This is a genomic window from Jiella soli (assembly GCF_020615385.1).
In the GTDB taxonomy this organism is placed as follows: Bacteria; Pseudomonadota; Alphaproteobacteria; order Rhizobiales; family Rhizobiaceae; genus VKMB-3413.
The window spans coordinates 44,650-60,453 of sequence record NZ_JAJAVB010000019.1 but is presented as its reverse complement, the minus strand read 5'-3'; the positions used below and the strand labels follow the sequence as shown (position 1 = coordinate 60,453).

Annotated in this window: 17 protein-coding genes, 1 tRNA gene and 1 pseudogene; 7 read left to right on the top strand and 12 right to left on the bottom strand. The window is 66.9% G+C overall.

Annotation, left to right across the window (positions count from 1 at the left end):
• Window positions 1-281 precede the first annotated feature (281 nt).
• Window positions 282-1,193, bottom strand: coding sequence for an RNA polymerase sigma factor RpoH (rpoH, locus tag LH400_RS11140; RefSeq protein WP_229152758.1), 912 nt, complete (start codon window positions 1,191-1,193; stop codon window positions 282-284).
• Window positions 1,194-1,356: 163 nt separating this feature from the next.
• The gene (locus tag LH400_RS11135; protein ID WP_229152757.1) at window positions 1,357-2,391 is read right to left on the bottom strand and encodes an RluA family pseudouridine synthase; all 1,035 of its coding nucleotides are present in this window, start codon (window positions 2,389-2,391) and stop codon (window positions 1,357-1,359) included.
• A gap of 52 nt (window positions 2,392-2,443) precedes the next feature.
• Here LH400_RS11135 and LH400_RS11130 point away from each other — a divergent pair, with 52 nt between their 5' ends.
• Together LH400_RS11130 and LH400_RS11125 are read left to right on the top strand one after the other, a co-directional pair.
• Window positions 2,444-2,788: a fimbrial protein gene (locus LH400_RS11130; protein WP_229152756.1), complete on the top strand. Its 345-nt coding sequence runs from the start codon at window positions 2,444-2,446 to the stop codon at window positions 2,786-2,788.
• 120 nt (window positions 2,789-2,908) lie between these two features.
• Window positions 2,909-2,983 (top strand) — tRNA-Glu (locus tag LH400_RS11125).
• A 304-nt stretch (window positions 2,984-3,287) separates the two neighbouring features.
• Here LH400_RS11125 and LH400_RS11120 read toward each other — a convergent pair.
• From LH400_RS11120 to LH400_RS11085, 8 genes are all read right to left on the bottom strand, one after another.
• Window positions 3,288-3,518: a hypothetical protein gene (locus tag LH400_RS11120; RefSeq protein ID WP_229152755.1), complete on the bottom strand. Its 231-nt coding sequence runs from the start codon at window positions 3,516-3,518 to the stop codon at window positions 3,288-3,290.
• Window positions 3,515-3,691, bottom strand: a complete 177-nt coding sequence (locus LH400_RS11115; RefSeq protein ID WP_229152754.1) for a hypothetical protein — start codon at window positions 3,689-3,691, stop codon at window positions 3,515-3,517. Before LH400_RS11115 ends, LH400_RS11120 begins: the two co-directional genes overlap by 4 nt.
• Window positions 3,688-4,071, bottom strand: coding sequence for a hypothetical protein (locus LH400_RS11110; protein WP_229152753.1), 384 nt, complete (start codon window positions 4,069-4,071; stop codon window positions 3,688-3,690). Before LH400_RS11110 ends, LH400_RS11115 begins: the two co-directional genes overlap by 4 nt.
• Window positions 4,072-4,370: 299 nt before the next feature.
• Window positions 4,371-5,246, bottom strand: a complete 876-nt coding sequence (locus LH400_RS11105) for a transglutaminase family protein (RefSeq protein ID WP_229152752.1) — start codon at window positions 5,244-5,246, stop codon at window positions 4,371-4,373.
• Between the two features lie 117 nt (window positions 5,247-5,363).
• Window positions 5,364-6,026 (bottom strand): PAQR family membrane homeostasis protein TrhA, encoded by a 663-nt coding sequence (trhA, locus tag LH400_RS11100; protein WP_229152751.1) that lies wholly within the window; start codon window positions 6,024-6,026, stop codon window positions 5,364-5,366.
• A gap of 118 nt (window positions 6,027-6,144) precedes the next feature.
• Entirely contained in the window at window positions 6,145-6,393 is a 249-nt protein-coding gene (locus LH400_RS11095) for a hypothetical protein (RefSeq protein WP_229152750.1), read from the bottom strand.
• 112 nt (window positions 6,394-6,505) lie between these two features.
• Window positions 6,506-7,648, bottom strand: coding sequence for an extracellular catalytic domain type 1 short-chain-length polyhydroxyalkanoate depolymerase (locus LH400_RS11090; RefSeq protein WP_229152749.1), 1,143 nt, complete (start codon window positions 7,646-7,648; stop codon window positions 6,506-6,508).
• A gap of 126 nt (window positions 7,649-7,774) precedes the next feature.
• Window positions 7,775-8,194, bottom strand: a complete 420-nt coding sequence (locus tag LH400_RS11085) for a CopG family transcriptional regulator (protein ID WP_229152748.1) — start codon at window positions 8,192-8,194, stop codon at window positions 7,775-7,777.
• 272 nt (window positions 8,195-8,466) lie between these two features.
• Between LH400_RS11085 and LH400_RS26350 the strand changes: the two are divergent.
• The 5 genes and pseudogenes from LH400_RS26350 to LH400_RS11060 form a co-directional block, all read left to right on the top strand.
• Window positions 8,467-8,865: pseudogene (locus tag LH400_RS26350) on the top strand (glycosyltransferase family 2 protein); the annotation flags it as partial.
• A gap of 372 nt (window positions 8,866-9,237) precedes the next feature.
• Window positions 9,238-9,573, top strand: a complete 336-nt coding sequence (locus LH400_RS11075) for a hypothetical protein (RefSeq protein ID WP_229152746.1) — start codon at window positions 9,238-9,240, stop codon at window positions 9,571-9,573.
• Entirely contained in the window at window positions 9,563-10,651 is a 1,089-nt protein-coding gene (locus tag LH400_RS11070) for an acyl-CoA dehydrogenase family protein (protein WP_229152745.1), read from the top strand. Before LH400_RS11075 ends, LH400_RS11070 begins: the two co-directional genes overlap by 11 nt.
• Window positions 10,648-11,364, top strand: coding sequence for a PIG-L deacetylase family protein (locus LH400_RS11065; protein ID WP_229152744.1), 717 nt, complete (start codon window positions 10,648-10,650; stop codon window positions 11,362-11,364). Before LH400_RS11070 ends, LH400_RS11065 begins: the two co-directional genes overlap by 4 nt.
• Window positions 11,361-11,957 (top strand): SAM-dependent methyltransferase, encoded by a 597-nt coding sequence (locus tag LH400_RS11060; protein ID WP_229152743.1) that lies wholly within the window; start codon window positions 11,361-11,363, stop codon window positions 11,955-11,957. The genes LH400_RS11065 and LH400_RS11060 overlap by 4 nt, the downstream gene beginning before the upstream one ends.
• Window positions 11,958-12,119: 162 nt before the next feature.
• Here the strand turns inward: LH400_RS11060 and LH400_RS11055 are convergent, their stop codons facing one another.
• Complete coding sequence (locus LH400_RS11055; protein WP_229152742.1) at window positions 12,120-14,174, bottom strand: hybrid sensor histidine kinase/response regulator; 2,055 nt, start codon at window positions 14,172-14,174, stop codon at window positions 12,120-12,122.
• 3 nt (window positions 14,175-14,177) lie between these two features.
• Window positions 14,178-15,674, bottom strand: coding sequence for an ATPase domain-containing protein (locus LH400_RS11050; RefSeq protein WP_229152741.1), 1,497 nt, complete (start codon window positions 15,672-15,674; stop codon window positions 14,178-14,180).
• Window positions 15,675-15,804: the final 130 nt, after the last annotated feature.

Here is a 15,804-nt window from a genome sequence, read left to right as displayed (position 1 = left end):
CTTGGAGTGACAGCTGTCCGGCTCGCCTCGCCCCTCGGATTTCGTCATACGGGCAGTCCGTCCGCGGTCGCTTTCCAGCCGCATGCGGCGGCGCCCTCACGCAGCATAGTGCCTCCGCATGGAGTCCCGCGTCGTGCAAGGGGGCAGGGCGGAGCGCGAGGCTTCCCTCCTGATCCGGAACGCAAAACGCCCGCCCGGCGATGCCGGACGGGCGCTTCGTCATCTGACGTTCTCCGGACAAACTGTCCGGACGCGGCGACTGCGCCGCGCAGGCGAAGACCCTACGCGTGGGCCTCCTGGACCGGGCGCAGTGCCCGGTTGGCCGCCTCGGCGTTGTCGCGCACGGCCTTCTGGACCTTCTCGAACGCCCGCACCTCGATCTGGCGCACGCGCTCACGGCTGATGTCGAACTCGCCCGAGAGGGCCTCGAGCGTCAGCGGCTCTTCCGAAAGGCGCCGCGCCTCAAAGATCCGGCGCTCGCGGTCGTTCAGAACGCCCATCGCGCTCTTTAGCATGCCGCGGCGCTGGTCGAGCTCGTCCTCGCGGGCGAGCACGTCCTCCTGCGATTCGGAATCGTCCACCAGCCAGTCCTGCCATTCGCCGGACTCGCCCTCGGTCGCGCGGATCGGCGCGTTGAGCGAGGCGTCGCCCGACAGGCGCCGGTTCATCGACACGACTTCTTCCTCGGAGACGCCGAGCTGCGTGGCGATCTGGTTCACCTGATCCGGCTTGAGGTCACCCTCGTCCAGCGCCTGGATGCGGCTCTTCATCTTCCTGAGGTTGAAGAACAGCCGCTTCTGATTGGCGGTAGTGCCCATCTTCACAAGGCTCCAGGACCGCAGGATATATTCCTGGATCGAGGCCTTGATCCACCACATCGCGTAGGTAGCCAGGCGAAAGCCGCGCTCCGGATCGAAGCGCTTCACGGCCTGCATCAGGCCGACATTGCCTTCGGAAACCACTTCGCCGATCGGCAGGCCATAGCCGCGATAGCCCATCGCGATCTTGGCGACGAGCCGAAGGTGGCTGGTGACGAGCTTCTGCGCCGCGTCGCGGTCGTCATGCTCCGCGTAACGCTTGGCCAGCATGTATTCCTGCTGCGGCTCCAACATCGGGAACCGCCGGATTTCTTCCAGATAGCGGCTGAGACCGCCTTCGCCCGAAGCGATGCTCGGGAGATTGACCTGGGCCATGTATCGCGCCCTCCATCGTGATGCCCGGCCGCTTCAGCATGGAAGCCGGCCGTTCAACGGGCCGCAAGATGCCGACCCGTCCTATCGCTATATGGGTACTCGATCCGCAAATTGCACGCGTTGACAAGCCGTTCAACGCTTTCGCGGACGGCGTGTTCGTCGCTTAGGCTGAAAGCCCGGTAAACCAATCCGCATTTGCGGTTCGCTCAGCGGAAATCTCCAGAGCAGTACAAAGTTCCGTCATTTCGGGGGGAAGCGGCGAAAAAAACGACACCGCCTCGCCACTCACCGGATGGACGAAGCCAAGCGAGCGGGCATGGAGCGCCTGGCGGCCGAAGCCGGAGACGACGGCGCGCGCGGGCGGCTCTAGCCGCTCCGCCTTGGTGCGGAAGCCGGCCCCATAGACATCGTCGCCGACCAGCGGATGGCCGATATGGGTCATGTGGACGCGGATCTGGTGGGTGCGGCCGGTCTCGAGCCGGCATTCGACGAGGCTCGCCAGATCGTCCGGCGCGCTGGCGAGTACGGCATAATGGGTGATCGCTTCGCGCGCATCCGCCCGTCCGCTCGGCACCACGCTGCGCTTGACCCGGTCGTTCGCGGCGCGGCCGAGCGGCGCGTTCACCGTGCCGGCCGGTCGCGGCGGACGGCCCCAGACGGCGGCGAGATAGGACCGCGTCAGACGTCCGTCCCGCCCATGGGCTGCGAACTGTTCGCTGAGGCCGCGATGGGCGGCGTCGCTCTTGGCGACGACGAGGAGGCCGCTCGTGTCCTTGTCGAGCCTGTGGACGATGCCGGGACGCTTCACCCCGCCGATGCCGGACAGCGTGTCGCCGCAATGGTGAAGAAGGGCGTTGACCAGCGTGCCGGTCCAGTTGCCGGGTCCCGGATGGACGACGAGACCGGCGGGCTTGTCGACGACGATCAGGTCGCAATCCTCGAAGACGATCGCGAGCGGGATCGCTTGCGGCCTGGGGGTCGGATCCTCTGGGGCGGGGAGGGAGAGCGCGACCTCCTCGCCTTCGGCGACCTTGCGCTTGGGGCTGAGCATCGTCTGCCCGGCGATGCGCACCGAACCCTCCTCGATCAGGGCTTTCAGGCGGCTGCGAGACAGGATGCCGTCGCAGGCCGAGGCGAGAAACGCATCGAGCCTGTCGCCCGCATTCTCCGGTGCGACCACGAATCGTCTTGTATCCATTGCTTTAACGCCTGTAGGACCGGCGGGCACTCACCCCAGGGCCGGAGCCGGAATGACGAGCAGAGACGAGGACGAAAAGCCGCTGGATCCCGTTCAGGAGCGGCTGCGCCGAAAGATGGTGCGGCTTCTGGCCACCTCCATCGGCATCATGTTCATCGGCGTTATGGCCGTGCTGGCGGCGGTTGTCTACAAGCTGTCGACGTCGACGGACGTGAAGCCGGGCGCGATGATCGCGCTCGATCTGCCGGCCGGAGCGTCGATCGAGGACATGGCGCTCGACGGCGACCGGGCGCTCCTGCGCCTGCGGACCAGCGCCGGCGAGGAACTGCGGCTGATCTCGCTGGCCGATGGCAGCCTGATCGAGCGGATCACCCTCGCGCCGCAGACACCGCGATAAGGCGACAGGGACTATAGGGACGGCGGGGGCGGCGTACGCCGCCCTGGCCTTGGCCGAGCATTTTTCGCCGGCCCCCTTGCGTCCACAAATCACAGGCTTTATACGACCGGACATCGGCACGCGCCCATCGTCTAGCGGTTAGGACGGCGCCCTCTCACGGCGCAAACAGGGGTTCGATTCCCCTTGGGCGTACCATTCCCCGGAATGGGTCACCGGCTCCCAGCGTTTCCGACTACTATCGGCGTTCAACAGCTGCTGCTGATCAGGCGGATGTACCGCAATGCCTTCGGCATGCGGCCCAGGCGGGGATTGTTCAGGCCATGTCAGCAAGCCGGCCGGTCCGGCAGGACGTCCGGCCCGAACAGCAGAGCCTCTGCGTCTTGCCGCTCACGCGGATCTGAAAGGTCCTTGCGACGGCCGGCCGAACGACGGGCTGTCCAATCGGGGGGATGTCGACCAAGTTCGAGGTTCGGCGCTCGGATCGGTCCGGCTTTCGCTATCAAGCCTCGGTCGGGCGCAAGACGGCGATCAGCCCATTGCCAAGGTCATCGCCGGGCTCGATGGCCGCCAATGCGGCCGTCGCCGCCTCCTCGGCGGCTCGTCTGCGATCAGCCATGACCGGCCGCTTCGGGCCGTCGTCCAGATCGCTCTGCGAGTTCAGCACCGCGGCGGCGATGGCGCGGGCGACCCGCTGTAATAGATCCTCGTCGGGCGCAGCGGCGACGTTCATAGGCCGGCCTCGTGGACCGCGACCCGAGGCGGATGCTCCATTCCAACGAACAGGAAGAGCCCGCCGAACACCAGAAGCGATGTCGCCAAAGCGAAGGCGATCGGCGCCGCGGCAATGGGGCGCCGAAGCTCCCGGATCGATGAGAAGAGACGCAGGATCGCGTTAGCCGTCATGGCAGATCCCGCTTCGTGGATGCGGCGGACGGCGCATCCACGATATGCGCGGCGGGCGTCTCGATGACCGTGCCGGGATCGCGATAGCTGCGGAAGTCTTCGCTCTCGTACAGAGCGTCGACTTCGTCCATCGAATAGGAGCCGTCGTCTGTATCGAGGCTTGCGCCATAGCGATCGAAGCTGGCGTCTTCCTTCGTATATCGGATGGCTTCGGCCAGGCTCTCGAAGCGTCTATGTCCGATGGCGCCTTTCCCCAGGATCCGGCGGCGCGTTTTCGCCCAGAACAGGTCGGCTGGCACATCGAAATCGATTGACGGCATTTGGTCCTCCGCGGATGGTTCCGCTCGTTCTGGACGACTGGTCGTATCCGGCCGCGCCATGATGCAGGATGGTAAAAAAGATCATCAGCCCAGGGTCTGCCAATGCCGCGCGATCCTCGCCGATCGGATCATTTGTCCGAAAATTGGTCTCACGGATATTCTTCGTGAAAATTCGCTTCGGGTTAAATAGAGCTGATCGAAAAATCTCAAGGGGCGGCCGCCGGACGATTTCGCGGTGCGAATATAAATCGCAATCTATTCTTGCGGTGTTGGCAGTGCGTATTGGAGTGGCGCGTCCGTCCCCCCGGCGCGCGACTGGCCGGACGGGCCGCGCCGTCACGTCCTGAGCGTTCGAGCCTTCATTCGAAGAGGCGACCGGTCTCGTTCGTCACGCCGACCTCGACCGTCATTCCTGCGAAGGCATCGGAATTTCCGACGAAGCTGCCGGAAATCGGCATGATCTGCCGGATGTCCCGAGCGACGGCCACGGGGATGAGATTGAACCCTCCCACGCTGCGATTCGTCGGATCGAACATGATCCAGCCCGCGCCCGGCAGATAGATTTCGACCCAGGCGTGGGTCGAGCCCGCCCCGATCGCCGCCCCGTCGGGGTTGAAGAGATAGCCGGAGACGATCCGCGCGCCGATGCCGAGCGACCGCGCCGCCTCGGCGAACAGCACGGCGAAATCCCGGCACGATCCCCAGCCGCGATCGAGCGTCGTCAGCGGCCCCTGCGTGCCTTCCTCGTCGCGGCTTTGATAGGACACCTGTCCGGAAACGCCTACGCTGAGGTCCTTCAGGAGCGAGAGCGTGTCGGTGGGGTTGCCGACGACGAAGCCGTTCGCCCATCCGGCGAGCCGTCCGTCCGGATCGAAATATTGGGGCTGCGCGAGGGCCCCGAGATCGGCCCTCTCGTCGTCCGAATAGCGGAACGGGTAGGAGGTCGCCGATGCGCTGACCGGAAAGACCGGCCATGCCTCGGCGCTGAGGTCCAGCGTCACGAGGCTGTCGATCGTCAGGCTGTCCGACATGGCGCCGAAGCTCGCCGTCGCGACCATGTTGCCGAAAACATCCTGCGCCCAGGAGATCTGCGCCGTGGGCGACACGGCGAGTTCGATCCCTTCGAGCCGCAGGTCCCGGCTTTCGCGCGGACGCAGCATCAGGCGATGGGGACCGAGTCCGACCGGTTCCCGGTAGCGGTAGTCCGTGCGATGCCGAATGGTGAGGCGGGGCAAGGGGGGACCTTTCACGTCCTGCTGTACGAAACCGCTTGCGACAGCCGCGTCTCGTCCGGGTCTCGTGCGAAACCGTCTGGCGCGGCTTCGAGCGATGGAAATTTGTTGGGCCCGGCCTCAGGCGGCCGAGGATAGCCAGACTGCGGCGAAATGCAGGCCTGAGGCGAGCAGCACATGCGCATGCCAGATGGCGGTCTGGAACGGCAGGCTCTCCCAGAGATAGAACGCCACGCCCAGCGAATAGATCGCGCCGCCGGCGAGCAGCAGGCCGAGGGTCGCCGGCGACAGTGTCGAGACGAGGGTGCCGAATACCACGACTCCGCTCCAGCCGAGGCCGAGATAAAGCAGAATGGAAAGGCCGTCGAAGCGGCCGGGCGCGAGGAGCTTGACGAGCACGCCGAGACCCGTGCCGATCCACACCGCGAACAGAAGTTCGAGGTTTTGCGATTTGAGCAGGAACGGCGTGTAGGTGCCGGCGATCAGCAGATAGACCGCGGAATGATCGAAGCGGCGCAGAAGCCGCTTGATGCGTCCCTTTTCCGGCCAGACGTTGTAGGCTCCGGAAATGCCGAGCGAGCCGACGAGAGCAACGAGATAGACGACGACCGCCGTGAGGCCGGCGGTGGAGGTCTCACCGGCCAGCGCCGCGACCAGCGCGATCGCGCCGGCCAGCGCCAAGGCGCTGCCAAGGACGTGGATGATGCCGTCCGCCCAGAGTTCGGCCCCGCTGTGGGATCGGCCGCGTGGGTTCGGCTGATGCCGGCCTGTCGTTTCCGTCATCCGCACCATCCCGCAGCGACACGCCTCGTTGCGCGGTCTGGCAATCCGCAGGCGGGTTCGCAGGTTCCGCGGCAAGCGCCGGACAGCGCCAAGCCGGCTGATGTCGGCCCTGGCTTCATCAATAAGGCGCGCGGTCGTCGGCCATGACGGTGACCGCCAGCGACCCGATCAACTGGTTCAGCGCCTGATGCTCCGGGCCCGCGGGCCTTGCCTTGAGAAAATCGCCGATGGCGATGCGCGTCGCCGCGCCGCCCGATGGCGGGTTGCCCTGATGGAGGACATAGTCTTCCGACGTGGCTTCGTCGCGGCACAGGAACCACCGGTCGCCATTCGAGCTCGAAGCGAATTCCCGCATGGAATCGGACATGATCTGGGCCCTCGGTGGTAATCGCGACGGTGGCGACATGGACGTCGGAACTGATCCGGCATCACAGCTACGAGGGGCCGGCCGGAAGGTTCCCGATCCGGCCGAAAGGCTATCACACGGCCACGTCCATGAAGAAGCGGATCATTTCGCGGCTGGCGTCGGGACCGTCCGGCAGGGTGTAGGAGCCGGCCGCGCTGCCGCCGGACCAGGCATGGCCGGCACCATGGATCGTCCAGCATTCCAGCCTTTCGTGGCCATCGGCCTCGCGCTCGACGGTGCGGGTGTAGCGCACGCCCTTCGCCGAGACGCCACCGGTGACGATGCGGGTCGAGGCGGCATTGGCCTTCGCCTGTTCCAGCACCCGGTCGCCGTTGACCGGCGCGACCGTCGTGTCGCGGTCGCCGTGAAAGACGATGGTCGGAACGACCGTTCCGCCTGCCTCGACCGGGCCGCCGCCGCGCATCGCGGCGAAGGCCGAGCCCATGTCGCGCGCCGCGCCGCAGGCCAGCCCGGAATGGACGCCGACGGCGGCATAAAGATCGAAATAGCGCTGCCCCATGATCGCTGCCGCGGCTCCGCCGGCCGACAGGCCCGCGACGAAGACCTTCCGTGGATCGACCGCATGGGCCGACATCACCTGTCTTGTGATACCGGCGATCAGCGCCGGCTCGCCGGCATCGCGCATCTGATCCTTCGCCTCGAACCAGTTCCAGCATTTCTGCATGTTCGCCGCCTTGGACTGGCCGGGATAGGCGACGAGAAAGCCGATCTCCTCGGCGATCTCGTTCATTCTCGTGCCGTTCGCGAAATCGTCGGGAGACTGGGTGCAGCCATGCAGCATGACGATGAGCGGCATCGGTGAGCCGGCCGCATCATAGGTGCTCGGGACATAGAGCTTATAGTCCCGTACGCCTGCCGGCCCGGCGAAGGAATGGTCGCTGAAACGGGCGCCGGCCGGTATCGCAGGCGCCGAATTGCGGCCCGCGAACCGGTCGGGATCGACGCCCGCAAGTCCATCGGCGAACCCCTTTGGGATGGACGACCAGCCGCCATTCGCGCCGGACTGGCGGGTAAGATCGAGGAGCGGTCCGGCGCCGTCGCCCGGGCGCTTCCCGTCATTGCCCGCCGGGGTCTTGTCCGTCGGCGCCGGTGAAGGCGACTTTCCGCCACGCAGAAGCGCCATCGCCTCGCCGAGCCGGCCCTCGCGGGTGAGGCGGGTCACTTCCCCCATGTCGATCTTGGGCAAATAGGTCATGCGCCGAACTCCTGGTTCATGGCTGGCCGGGCTCGATCCGCTCGGCTGAAAAGGTGGGAACGCTCCGGTGCTTCGTGGCGCCCGGCATCTGCGATCGTTTGCCCGACGAGACGTCGGGCGGGTGGTTCAGGTCATGCGCGGCTTCAGCGCGGCCTTGACGGCGGGCGGCGCCTGCAGGGCGCCGAGCACCTGGATGGAGCCGATCGCCCGAAGCGCCAGCTCCGGCGTCACGTCCGCCTCGATGACGACGAGACCGAGAACCTCGATGGACAGGACTTCGCCGGCCGCGACCGCCCGTTCGAGATCCGCGCGCCCATAGCGCCGGATGCCGAGGTCGATCCGGCGGCGCGCGAGGGTCGCGCGCATCTGGTCTTCATGGCGGGCGATCTGATTGCGAATGGCGGTGCGGATCAGATCGGTTCGGTTGGCGTAGAACCCCTCGGCGACCAGGAGGTCGATCTGTCCGAGATCGACCGGGCCGAGATTGATCGTGATCTTCTCGCTCTCGGGCGTCTTCGCGCCGCCGGCACCCGATGTCTCGGCCATGATCATTCCTTCTCATCACCATCCACGTGGATGGTATATGGAGGGGAAGTCTGCGTAGCGCAATGGACCCCAGCCTCTGATCGTCGGCTCGTCGTCCGATCAGGCCGGGTTGGAAAAAACGGCACCATTCGGATGCCAGCCGGCTCTCGCGCGGCGATCGGCGCGACCCTTGGAGAACGCGGCGGAAGGCCGACCGGTCGATGCATAGGCGCGACCGGTTTCGGGGCGGAACGAACGCCGGGTTCAATACTTTTTAGTCGGCCAAACATCGCGTGGGGATATTGTCTCTGAGTCATCCTTCGATCAGTAGCTGGAAGCCGATTGTCGCCGTTCCGGTGCGCGACGAGCAGCAGCGGCTGCCCAGCCTTCTGTCGGCCCTCACGCGACAGACATGGCATCGCCGCTCAAGTTCGGCGCTGCCGGTCGTCATGGTGTTCAACAATTGCACCGACCGATCGCTTGCTGTTGCCCAGCAGGCCGCCGCGCAGACGCCCACGATAGCACTGATCCCGATCGCCACGGATCTGCCGAACGGCCTCGCTCATGTCGGCACGGCCCGCCGCTTTGCCATGGATGCTGCCTGCGCGCTCGCCGGGCCAGGGGATCATGGCGTTCTCCTGACGACAGACGCAGATGCGGTCCCGGCCGACGACTGGGTGGACGCCTGCCTCGGCGCGGTTGCGGAGGGGGCCGACGCGGTCGGCGGACGGCTCGTCGGCGATCGCGCGGAAGAAGCCGTCCTTGGCCCGGGATTCCTGAGGCGGGCCGCGGATCAGGCGTGTTACGCGGAACTGTCCGATCGCCTCGCCAGCCTGATCGACCCGCTTCCCTTCGACCCATGGCCGCGCCACCGCGATCACTCCGGCGGAAGTCTCGCCGTGCGTGCGAAGGCCTACATGGCGGTCGGCGGGCTTCCCGTCGTTCCGGTCCGAGAGGACCTGGGGCTGGTGTCGCGCCTTCGCGCCGGCGGCTTTCGCCTTCGCCATGCGCCCGGTGTCAGCGTCAGTGTCTCGGCCCGCCTTTCGGGGCGGGCGTCCGGCGGAATGGCGGATTGCCTACGGGAATGGCTCGCCGCCGAGGCCTGCGGAGCGCCGCACTTCGTCGAGAGCCCCGCCGAGATCGTTCGCCGCCTCCGGCTTCGCCGCGCCCTGCGGCATTTGTCGCTCGCCGATGCGGCATCGGTGCGCGAGGCATCGGCGCTGCTGGGGGTAGGCATCAGGAAGATGCGCGAGCTCGCCGCCCATGCGACCCCGCAGGCCCTGATCGAGAGCCATGCTCCGGACAATCCCGACCCTTCCTGCCAATGCCCTGTGGGAGAGGCGATTGCCCTTCTCGAAGACATGGTCGAAAGCCTCGACGGGGTCCGCGATGCCGCTTGATTCCTATGTCGATCCCGCGAGCCATTTCCGGGCGCAAGTATCTGGCGCCGCGGCGCTGGATGCCGCCGAAACGGACGCGAGCGGGGAATTTCCACGCGGGGCGATGGCCGCTCTCGGCGAACTCGGTGTTCTCGGCGCCCCGCCGCTCGACGATCCGCACGGGCTCCTGCGTCTCCTCTGGGCCGTCGGGCGCGGCAATCTCAGCGTCGGCCGGATCGTCGAGGGCCATGTGAATGCGGTCTGGCTCGTCCGGCAATTCGGATCGGACCCGCAGATCCAGGCACTGGGTGAGATCCTTCGTGCGGGCGGAACCCTCGGGATCTGGAATACGGATCTGCCCGGCCGTCCGCTTCGCCTGGAGGAAGACAGGCTGGTCGGCGGCAAGACGTTCGCCACCGGCGTCGACGGGCTCAGCCACGCGCTTGTCACGGCCGCGACCGAAGCGGGCCGGCAGATGCTCCTCGTCCCGGTCGAAGGGCTGCATGTCGACCGCTCCTGGTGGAAACCGCTCGGAATGCGGGCCTCCGGCAGCCATCTCGCCGACTTCACCGGCCTCAGCTTCGAGCGTGACTGGCTGGTCGGCGGGCCCGACGACTACATCCGCCAGCCCTGGTTCTCGGGCGGCGCCATCCGTTTCGTCGCGGTGCAGCTGGGCGGCGTCGAGGCGGTGCTCGACGCGATGCTGGCGCATCTCGGGCGAACGGCCCGCACGGAGGATCCCTATCAGCGTCACCGGATCGGCCGGGCCGCCATCGCGCTCCATACCGGCCGTCTCTGGGTGGAACAGGCGGCCGACGCCTGGACGGCAGCCTCGCGCGATCCGGCGCTGGGACCGGAACTGATCGCGATCGCCAACGCCACGCGGTCCGCGGGAGAGGCCGCGGCGCTGGCGGTTCTGGAGGAGGCCGAGCGCGGCGTCGGAGCCGCCGGCATGATCGCCCCGCATCCCCTGGAGCGGCTGATCCGGGACCTGCGAACCTATCTCCGCCAGCCCAATCCCGATGGCGCCCTGGCGGCTGTCGGGCAAGCCGTGGCGGACGGGACCTGGCTGCCTGGCTTTCGGGAGCGCGAGGCGTGAGCGAACCGGGTCGGCATCCCTCGAGCCTTGCCGGCCAGCGCATTCTCGTCGTCGCTCCCCACCCCGACGACGAAGCGCTCGGCTGCGGCGGACTGATCGCGGAATTGGCCGCGGCGGGACGTTGCTTCCACATCCTCTTCGTCACCGACGGTGGCGCCTCGCATCCGGCTTCCCGGACATGGTCCCGCAAGCGCCTGGCGATGCAGCGCGAGAGGGAAGCGGCCGAGGCGCTGGCCCGCCTCGGCGCGGGCGACCAACCGAGGACCTTCCTGCGCCTGCCGGACGCGGCAATGCCGCCCCGCGGCGAGCCGGCCCATGCCGAGGCATTGGACCGGACCGTGGCACTCGTCCGGGAGTTTGGGCCGGATCTCGCCTTGCTTCCCTGGCGGCGCGATCCTCACTGCGACCATCGCGGCTCCTGGCATCTGGTCACGGAGGCCCTTGAATCGGTGGCCGCGCCGGCCCGAACGCTCGAATATGCGATCTGGCTGGATGAGCTTGGGGCCCCGGCGGACCGGCCCGAACCCGGCGAAGCCGAGCTGGTCGTCTTCGATCTTACGCCCGAAGCCGCCGCCCGGAAGCTGAGCGCCGTGGACGCGCACCTTTCGCAGACGGGAAAGCTGATCGACGACGACCCGACCGGATTCTGCCTGTCGCCCGAAACGATCCGCCGCCTCACGGGGCCGCGGGAAGCCTATTGGCGCATCCGATGACGAAGCCGATCGATCCGGCCGGATTCGAGGCGAAGTTCCGCGCCGACGACGATCCCTGGAACTATCGCTCCTCGCCCTTCGAACGGCACAAGCGGCGCATGGTCCTGCGGGCGTGCGGCCTGAAGCTTCGCGGCAACGCGCTGGAGCTTGCCTGCGCGAATGGCGAGACCACATGGGAGCTCGCGCCGCGATGCCTGCGGCTGACCGCACTCGACGCCTCTCCGACCGCCGTCGCCGCGGCGCATGCCAGGGTCGGCGACAGGCGGAATGTCACCCTCGGCGCGGCGCTGTTGCCGGACGAGATGCCGCGCAGCCGCTACGACCTCGTGGTCCTGTCGGAGCTCGCCTATTATCTGTCGCGTCGCGACCTCGAAATTCTTCTGGAGCGCGCCGTCAGCGCCTTGCGGCCCGGCGGACGGCTCGTTTCCCTGCATCACATCCGGCCCTTCGACGATGCGGCGCAGCCGCCGGCGCGGGCGCACGCCCTGATCTGCCGGATCCTCGGCGCGAGAATGATTCCGGCGAGCCAGAGCGCCGGTCCCCGGTTTCGCTGCGTGGCCTTCGACAAGCGCCGCATTCGCCGCGCCTCCTGACCTCTGCCTGCCCGCGCCGGCCGGGCGTCATCTGCGTCGGTCGGCCATCTTTCGATTGCGGATTCTCACGACCTGCGGTGCGTCGCTGGGGTTCGCCGTCCGCCCGGAGCGTGCGCAGTGTCGGAGGGCTGCGATGGCTCGTCCGCTCGATGCAAGCGAGCGTCAGAGAGTGCCGGCCGGCATGGTCGGCATCAGCGCCTCGATCTGGGCGGCAAGCTGGTCCTGGTCGTAGGGCTTGCCCAGCCTGGGAACGTTGATTTCCATGCCCGGCGGCAGTTCGGCGTATCCGGTTGCCAGGATGATCGGGAGATCGGGATCGAGCTCCTTGGCGGCCCGCGCGAGCTGGGCGCCGTTCATCCGGGGCATCGAAAAGTCGGTGATCATCAGGTCGATCCGCCCGCTTTCGCCGAGATGCCGCAAGGCCGCCTCGCCGGAATTGGCCTCGAACACCTCGTGTCCGAGATCCTCCAGCATGTCGACGCTGCTCATTGCGATCAGCGGGTCGTCGTCGACGAGGAGGATGCGCAGGCGGCGACGGTCGGTGTTCGGCGCGGCCGGCATGGCAGGGGCGGCGACGGACGGCGCGTCCTTCATCGTCGCGGGAAACAGCAGTTCCGCGGTCGTGCCCTGCCCGACGGCGCTCGTCAGCTTGAACTCGCCACCCAATTGCTTGACCAGACCGTGGATCATCGACAGGCCGAGGCCGGTTCCCTTGCCGACGCCCTTCGTCGAGAAGAACGGCTCGGTCGCCTTTTCGAGCGTCGCCGCGTCCATTCCCTGACCGGAGTCGATCACGCACAGGCGGACGAACCCCTCTGCCGCGTTGCCCGTCGCCGGCGCCAGTTCGGGATCGACGCGGATCATGAGCGTGCCGCCCTCGGGCATGGCGTCCCGCGCATTGACGACGAGGTTGAGGAGAGCGAGCTCGACCTGGTTGGGATCCAGCTCCGAACGGACGGGCTCTTCCGGAAGGTCGAAGCGCAACTCGATCGCCGACCCGATCGTGCGCTCGATCAGCTCCGTCATTCCCCTGACCAGATCGCCGAGATCCGTCACGACGAGAACCAGATCCTGGCGCCTGGCAAACGCCAGCAGGCGCTGGGTCAGCGAGGCTCCCCGCTTCGCGCCGAGCTGGGCTCCCTCGATGAGACGCACCGTCTTCGGATCGTCCGGAAGATGTTTGCGCAGGAGGTCGAGATTGCCGATGACCGCCATCAGGAGGTTGTTGAAGTCGTGGGCAATGCCGCCGGTCAGTTGGCCGATCATCTCCATCTTCTGCGACTGCCGAAGCTTGCTCTCCGCCAGTTCCCGCTGCGCGATCTGGTCGAGCGTGGCGCGGTAGGCTTCCTCCAGCTCCCGCGTCCTGGCGGCGACCCGCGCTTCGAGGGTCTCGTTCTGGACCCGCAATTGCTCCTCGGCGACTTTGCGCGTGGTGATGTCGAGCGACACACCCACCATCCGCACCCGCCCATGCGAACGGACCAGGCGCGCGCGAAGCTCGGCCCAATGAAGCGAGCCGTCCGGCCAGATGGTCCGGTGCTCGATCGCATAGTCGTCCCCGGTCGCGATCGTGTTCCGAGCGCTGTCCTTGACGTGCTTGAGGTCGTCCGGGTGAACGCTGGCGAGGAGATCGCGATAGGTGAAGGGCGCATCCGGCTCGCGGCCGAACACGGCCTTGCAGGCGTCGGAGCACGTAAACTCCCGCCGCTCCACGTCGAACTCCCAGGATCCGAGGCGGCCGGCCACCAGCGCCGTGCGCAGCCGCTCGCCGCTCTCGCGCAGTTCGCCGAGAATGGAACGGCTCTCATACTGGCGGCGGCGGCCCTTCAAGGCCGTCTTCGCGACGCTGAGGAAGGTCGTCGGGTGAAATGGCCGCTCGATGAAGGTGACGTTGCCGAGCGTTTCGGACAGGCGCGCGGCGGCCGGATTGCGCTCCGGTCCGCCGCCACGCTGGGTCAGAAGGATGAAGGTGAGGTCCGACCAGCTTTCCTGCACCCGGACCCAGTCGGCGAGCGGACGCAGGTCGCAGGTTCGCAGCGTCTCTTCAGTGATCAGCGCGAAGAGGACGTTATCGCCGAGATGCCCGACGAGATCGGCAATGTCGCGCACCCCGCGCGCCGCGATGTCGATGTCCCTCAGGAGGGCGGCAGCTATATCGAAGTCCCGCCCGGTTGGCGTCATGATCAGGGCATGCGGATCAGCAACCGTATCGGGCATCGGTCAGTCGATCGGCTTTGTCAGGAGGTCGTCGGTATCAGCGCCGACGAAGGTCGGCACGCCGCGCAGGACACCCTGGAACTTGTCCAGAGGCTCGCCGACGGTCAGGCCCTTCTCGCCGATCCGGTATTCGCGGATGGTGTCCTCATGCCAGCCGGCCCGCTTCTTGATGACCGACAATGCGCGACGCATCCGTCCCATCGCCTCGAAATACCGCAGAAGGATCACGGTATCGGCCAGATAGGTGATGTCGACCGGCGACCTCATGTCTCCCACCAGACCGTGCTGGGCGACCGTCAGGATCGTGGTCGCGCCCTGCCTGTTCAGGAATTGCAGAAGCTCGTGCATATGCAGGATGAGCGAGTTCTCCTCCGGCATCGAGGCCTGATAGCCGTTGAGGCTGTCGATCAAGACGAGCTTGGCGTCGGCCTCGGTCACCCTGTGGCGGACGCGATGGGCGAATTCGCCCGGCGAAAGCTCCGCCGCGTCGAGTTGCTCGATATGCAGCATCCCCCTGTCGATCTCGGCCTGGAGATCGATCCCCATCGCCATGACGCGATCGAACAGGAGGCCCATCTCCTCGTCGAACAGAAAGATCGCGGCTTTCTCGCCCCGGGCGGTCGCGGACATCGCGAACTGGACGCCGACGAGGGACTTGCCGGCGCCGGCAGGCCCGAGAACCAGCGTGCTCGATCCCTGTTCGACACCCCCGCCGAGCAGCGCGTCGAATTCGGGGATCCCGCTCGAGGTCTTGCGGCGCTCGAACCTCCTGCGGTGCTCGAGCGCGACCAGCCGCGGGTACACCTCGACGCCGCCGGTCGCGATCTTCATGTCGTGATAGCCGCCGCGATAGGCCGTGCCGCGATATTTGGTGATGCGGACGCGCCGGCGTTCCGCACCGTATTCCGGGGCCAGTTCCTCGAGATGGACGACGCCGTGGACGACGCTGTGGACGGTCTTGTCGGTGGTCTCCGCCGTGAGGTCGTCCAGGAGCAGGACGGTTCCGCCATTGCGCGAGAAATAGTGCTTCATGGCCAGGATCTGGCGCCGATAGCGCAGCGAGCCCTGCGCCAGAAGGCGGATCTCCGAAAGGCTGTCGAGCACGATCCGCTTCGGCTTCACCCGTTCGACCGCTTCGAAGATCATCCGCGTGGTCTCTCCGAGTTCGAGGTCGGACGAGTAGAGCAGGCTCTGCTGCTGATCGGGGTCGAGAAGGCTCTCCGGCGGCACCAGTTCGAACACCGTGATGGCCGGATCGATGTCCCATCCGTGCGAAGCGGCTCCCGAGCGCAATTCCGGCTCGGTCTCCGAGAGGGTGATGTAGAGTCCGGTCTCGCCCTGCTTGGCTCCCTCCAGAAGAAAGCTGAGCGCGATCGTCGTCTTGCCGGTTCCCGGACTGCCCTCGACCAAAAAGACATGGCCCGTCGTCAGGCCGCCGCTGAGAATGTCATCGAGGCCGGGAATGCCCACCTTCGCCCGCGTCGTCTGCGGTTCGGCCAATTCTGCGGCTCCTTCACTGGCACGCATTCATGAAAGCATGCGCCCATCCGAAGCAGCCGCTTGCCGTCTAACCCACATTCACAATGCGGTTCGATAAGATGACGATCGGATGGCCTCTAGTCGGTTACCC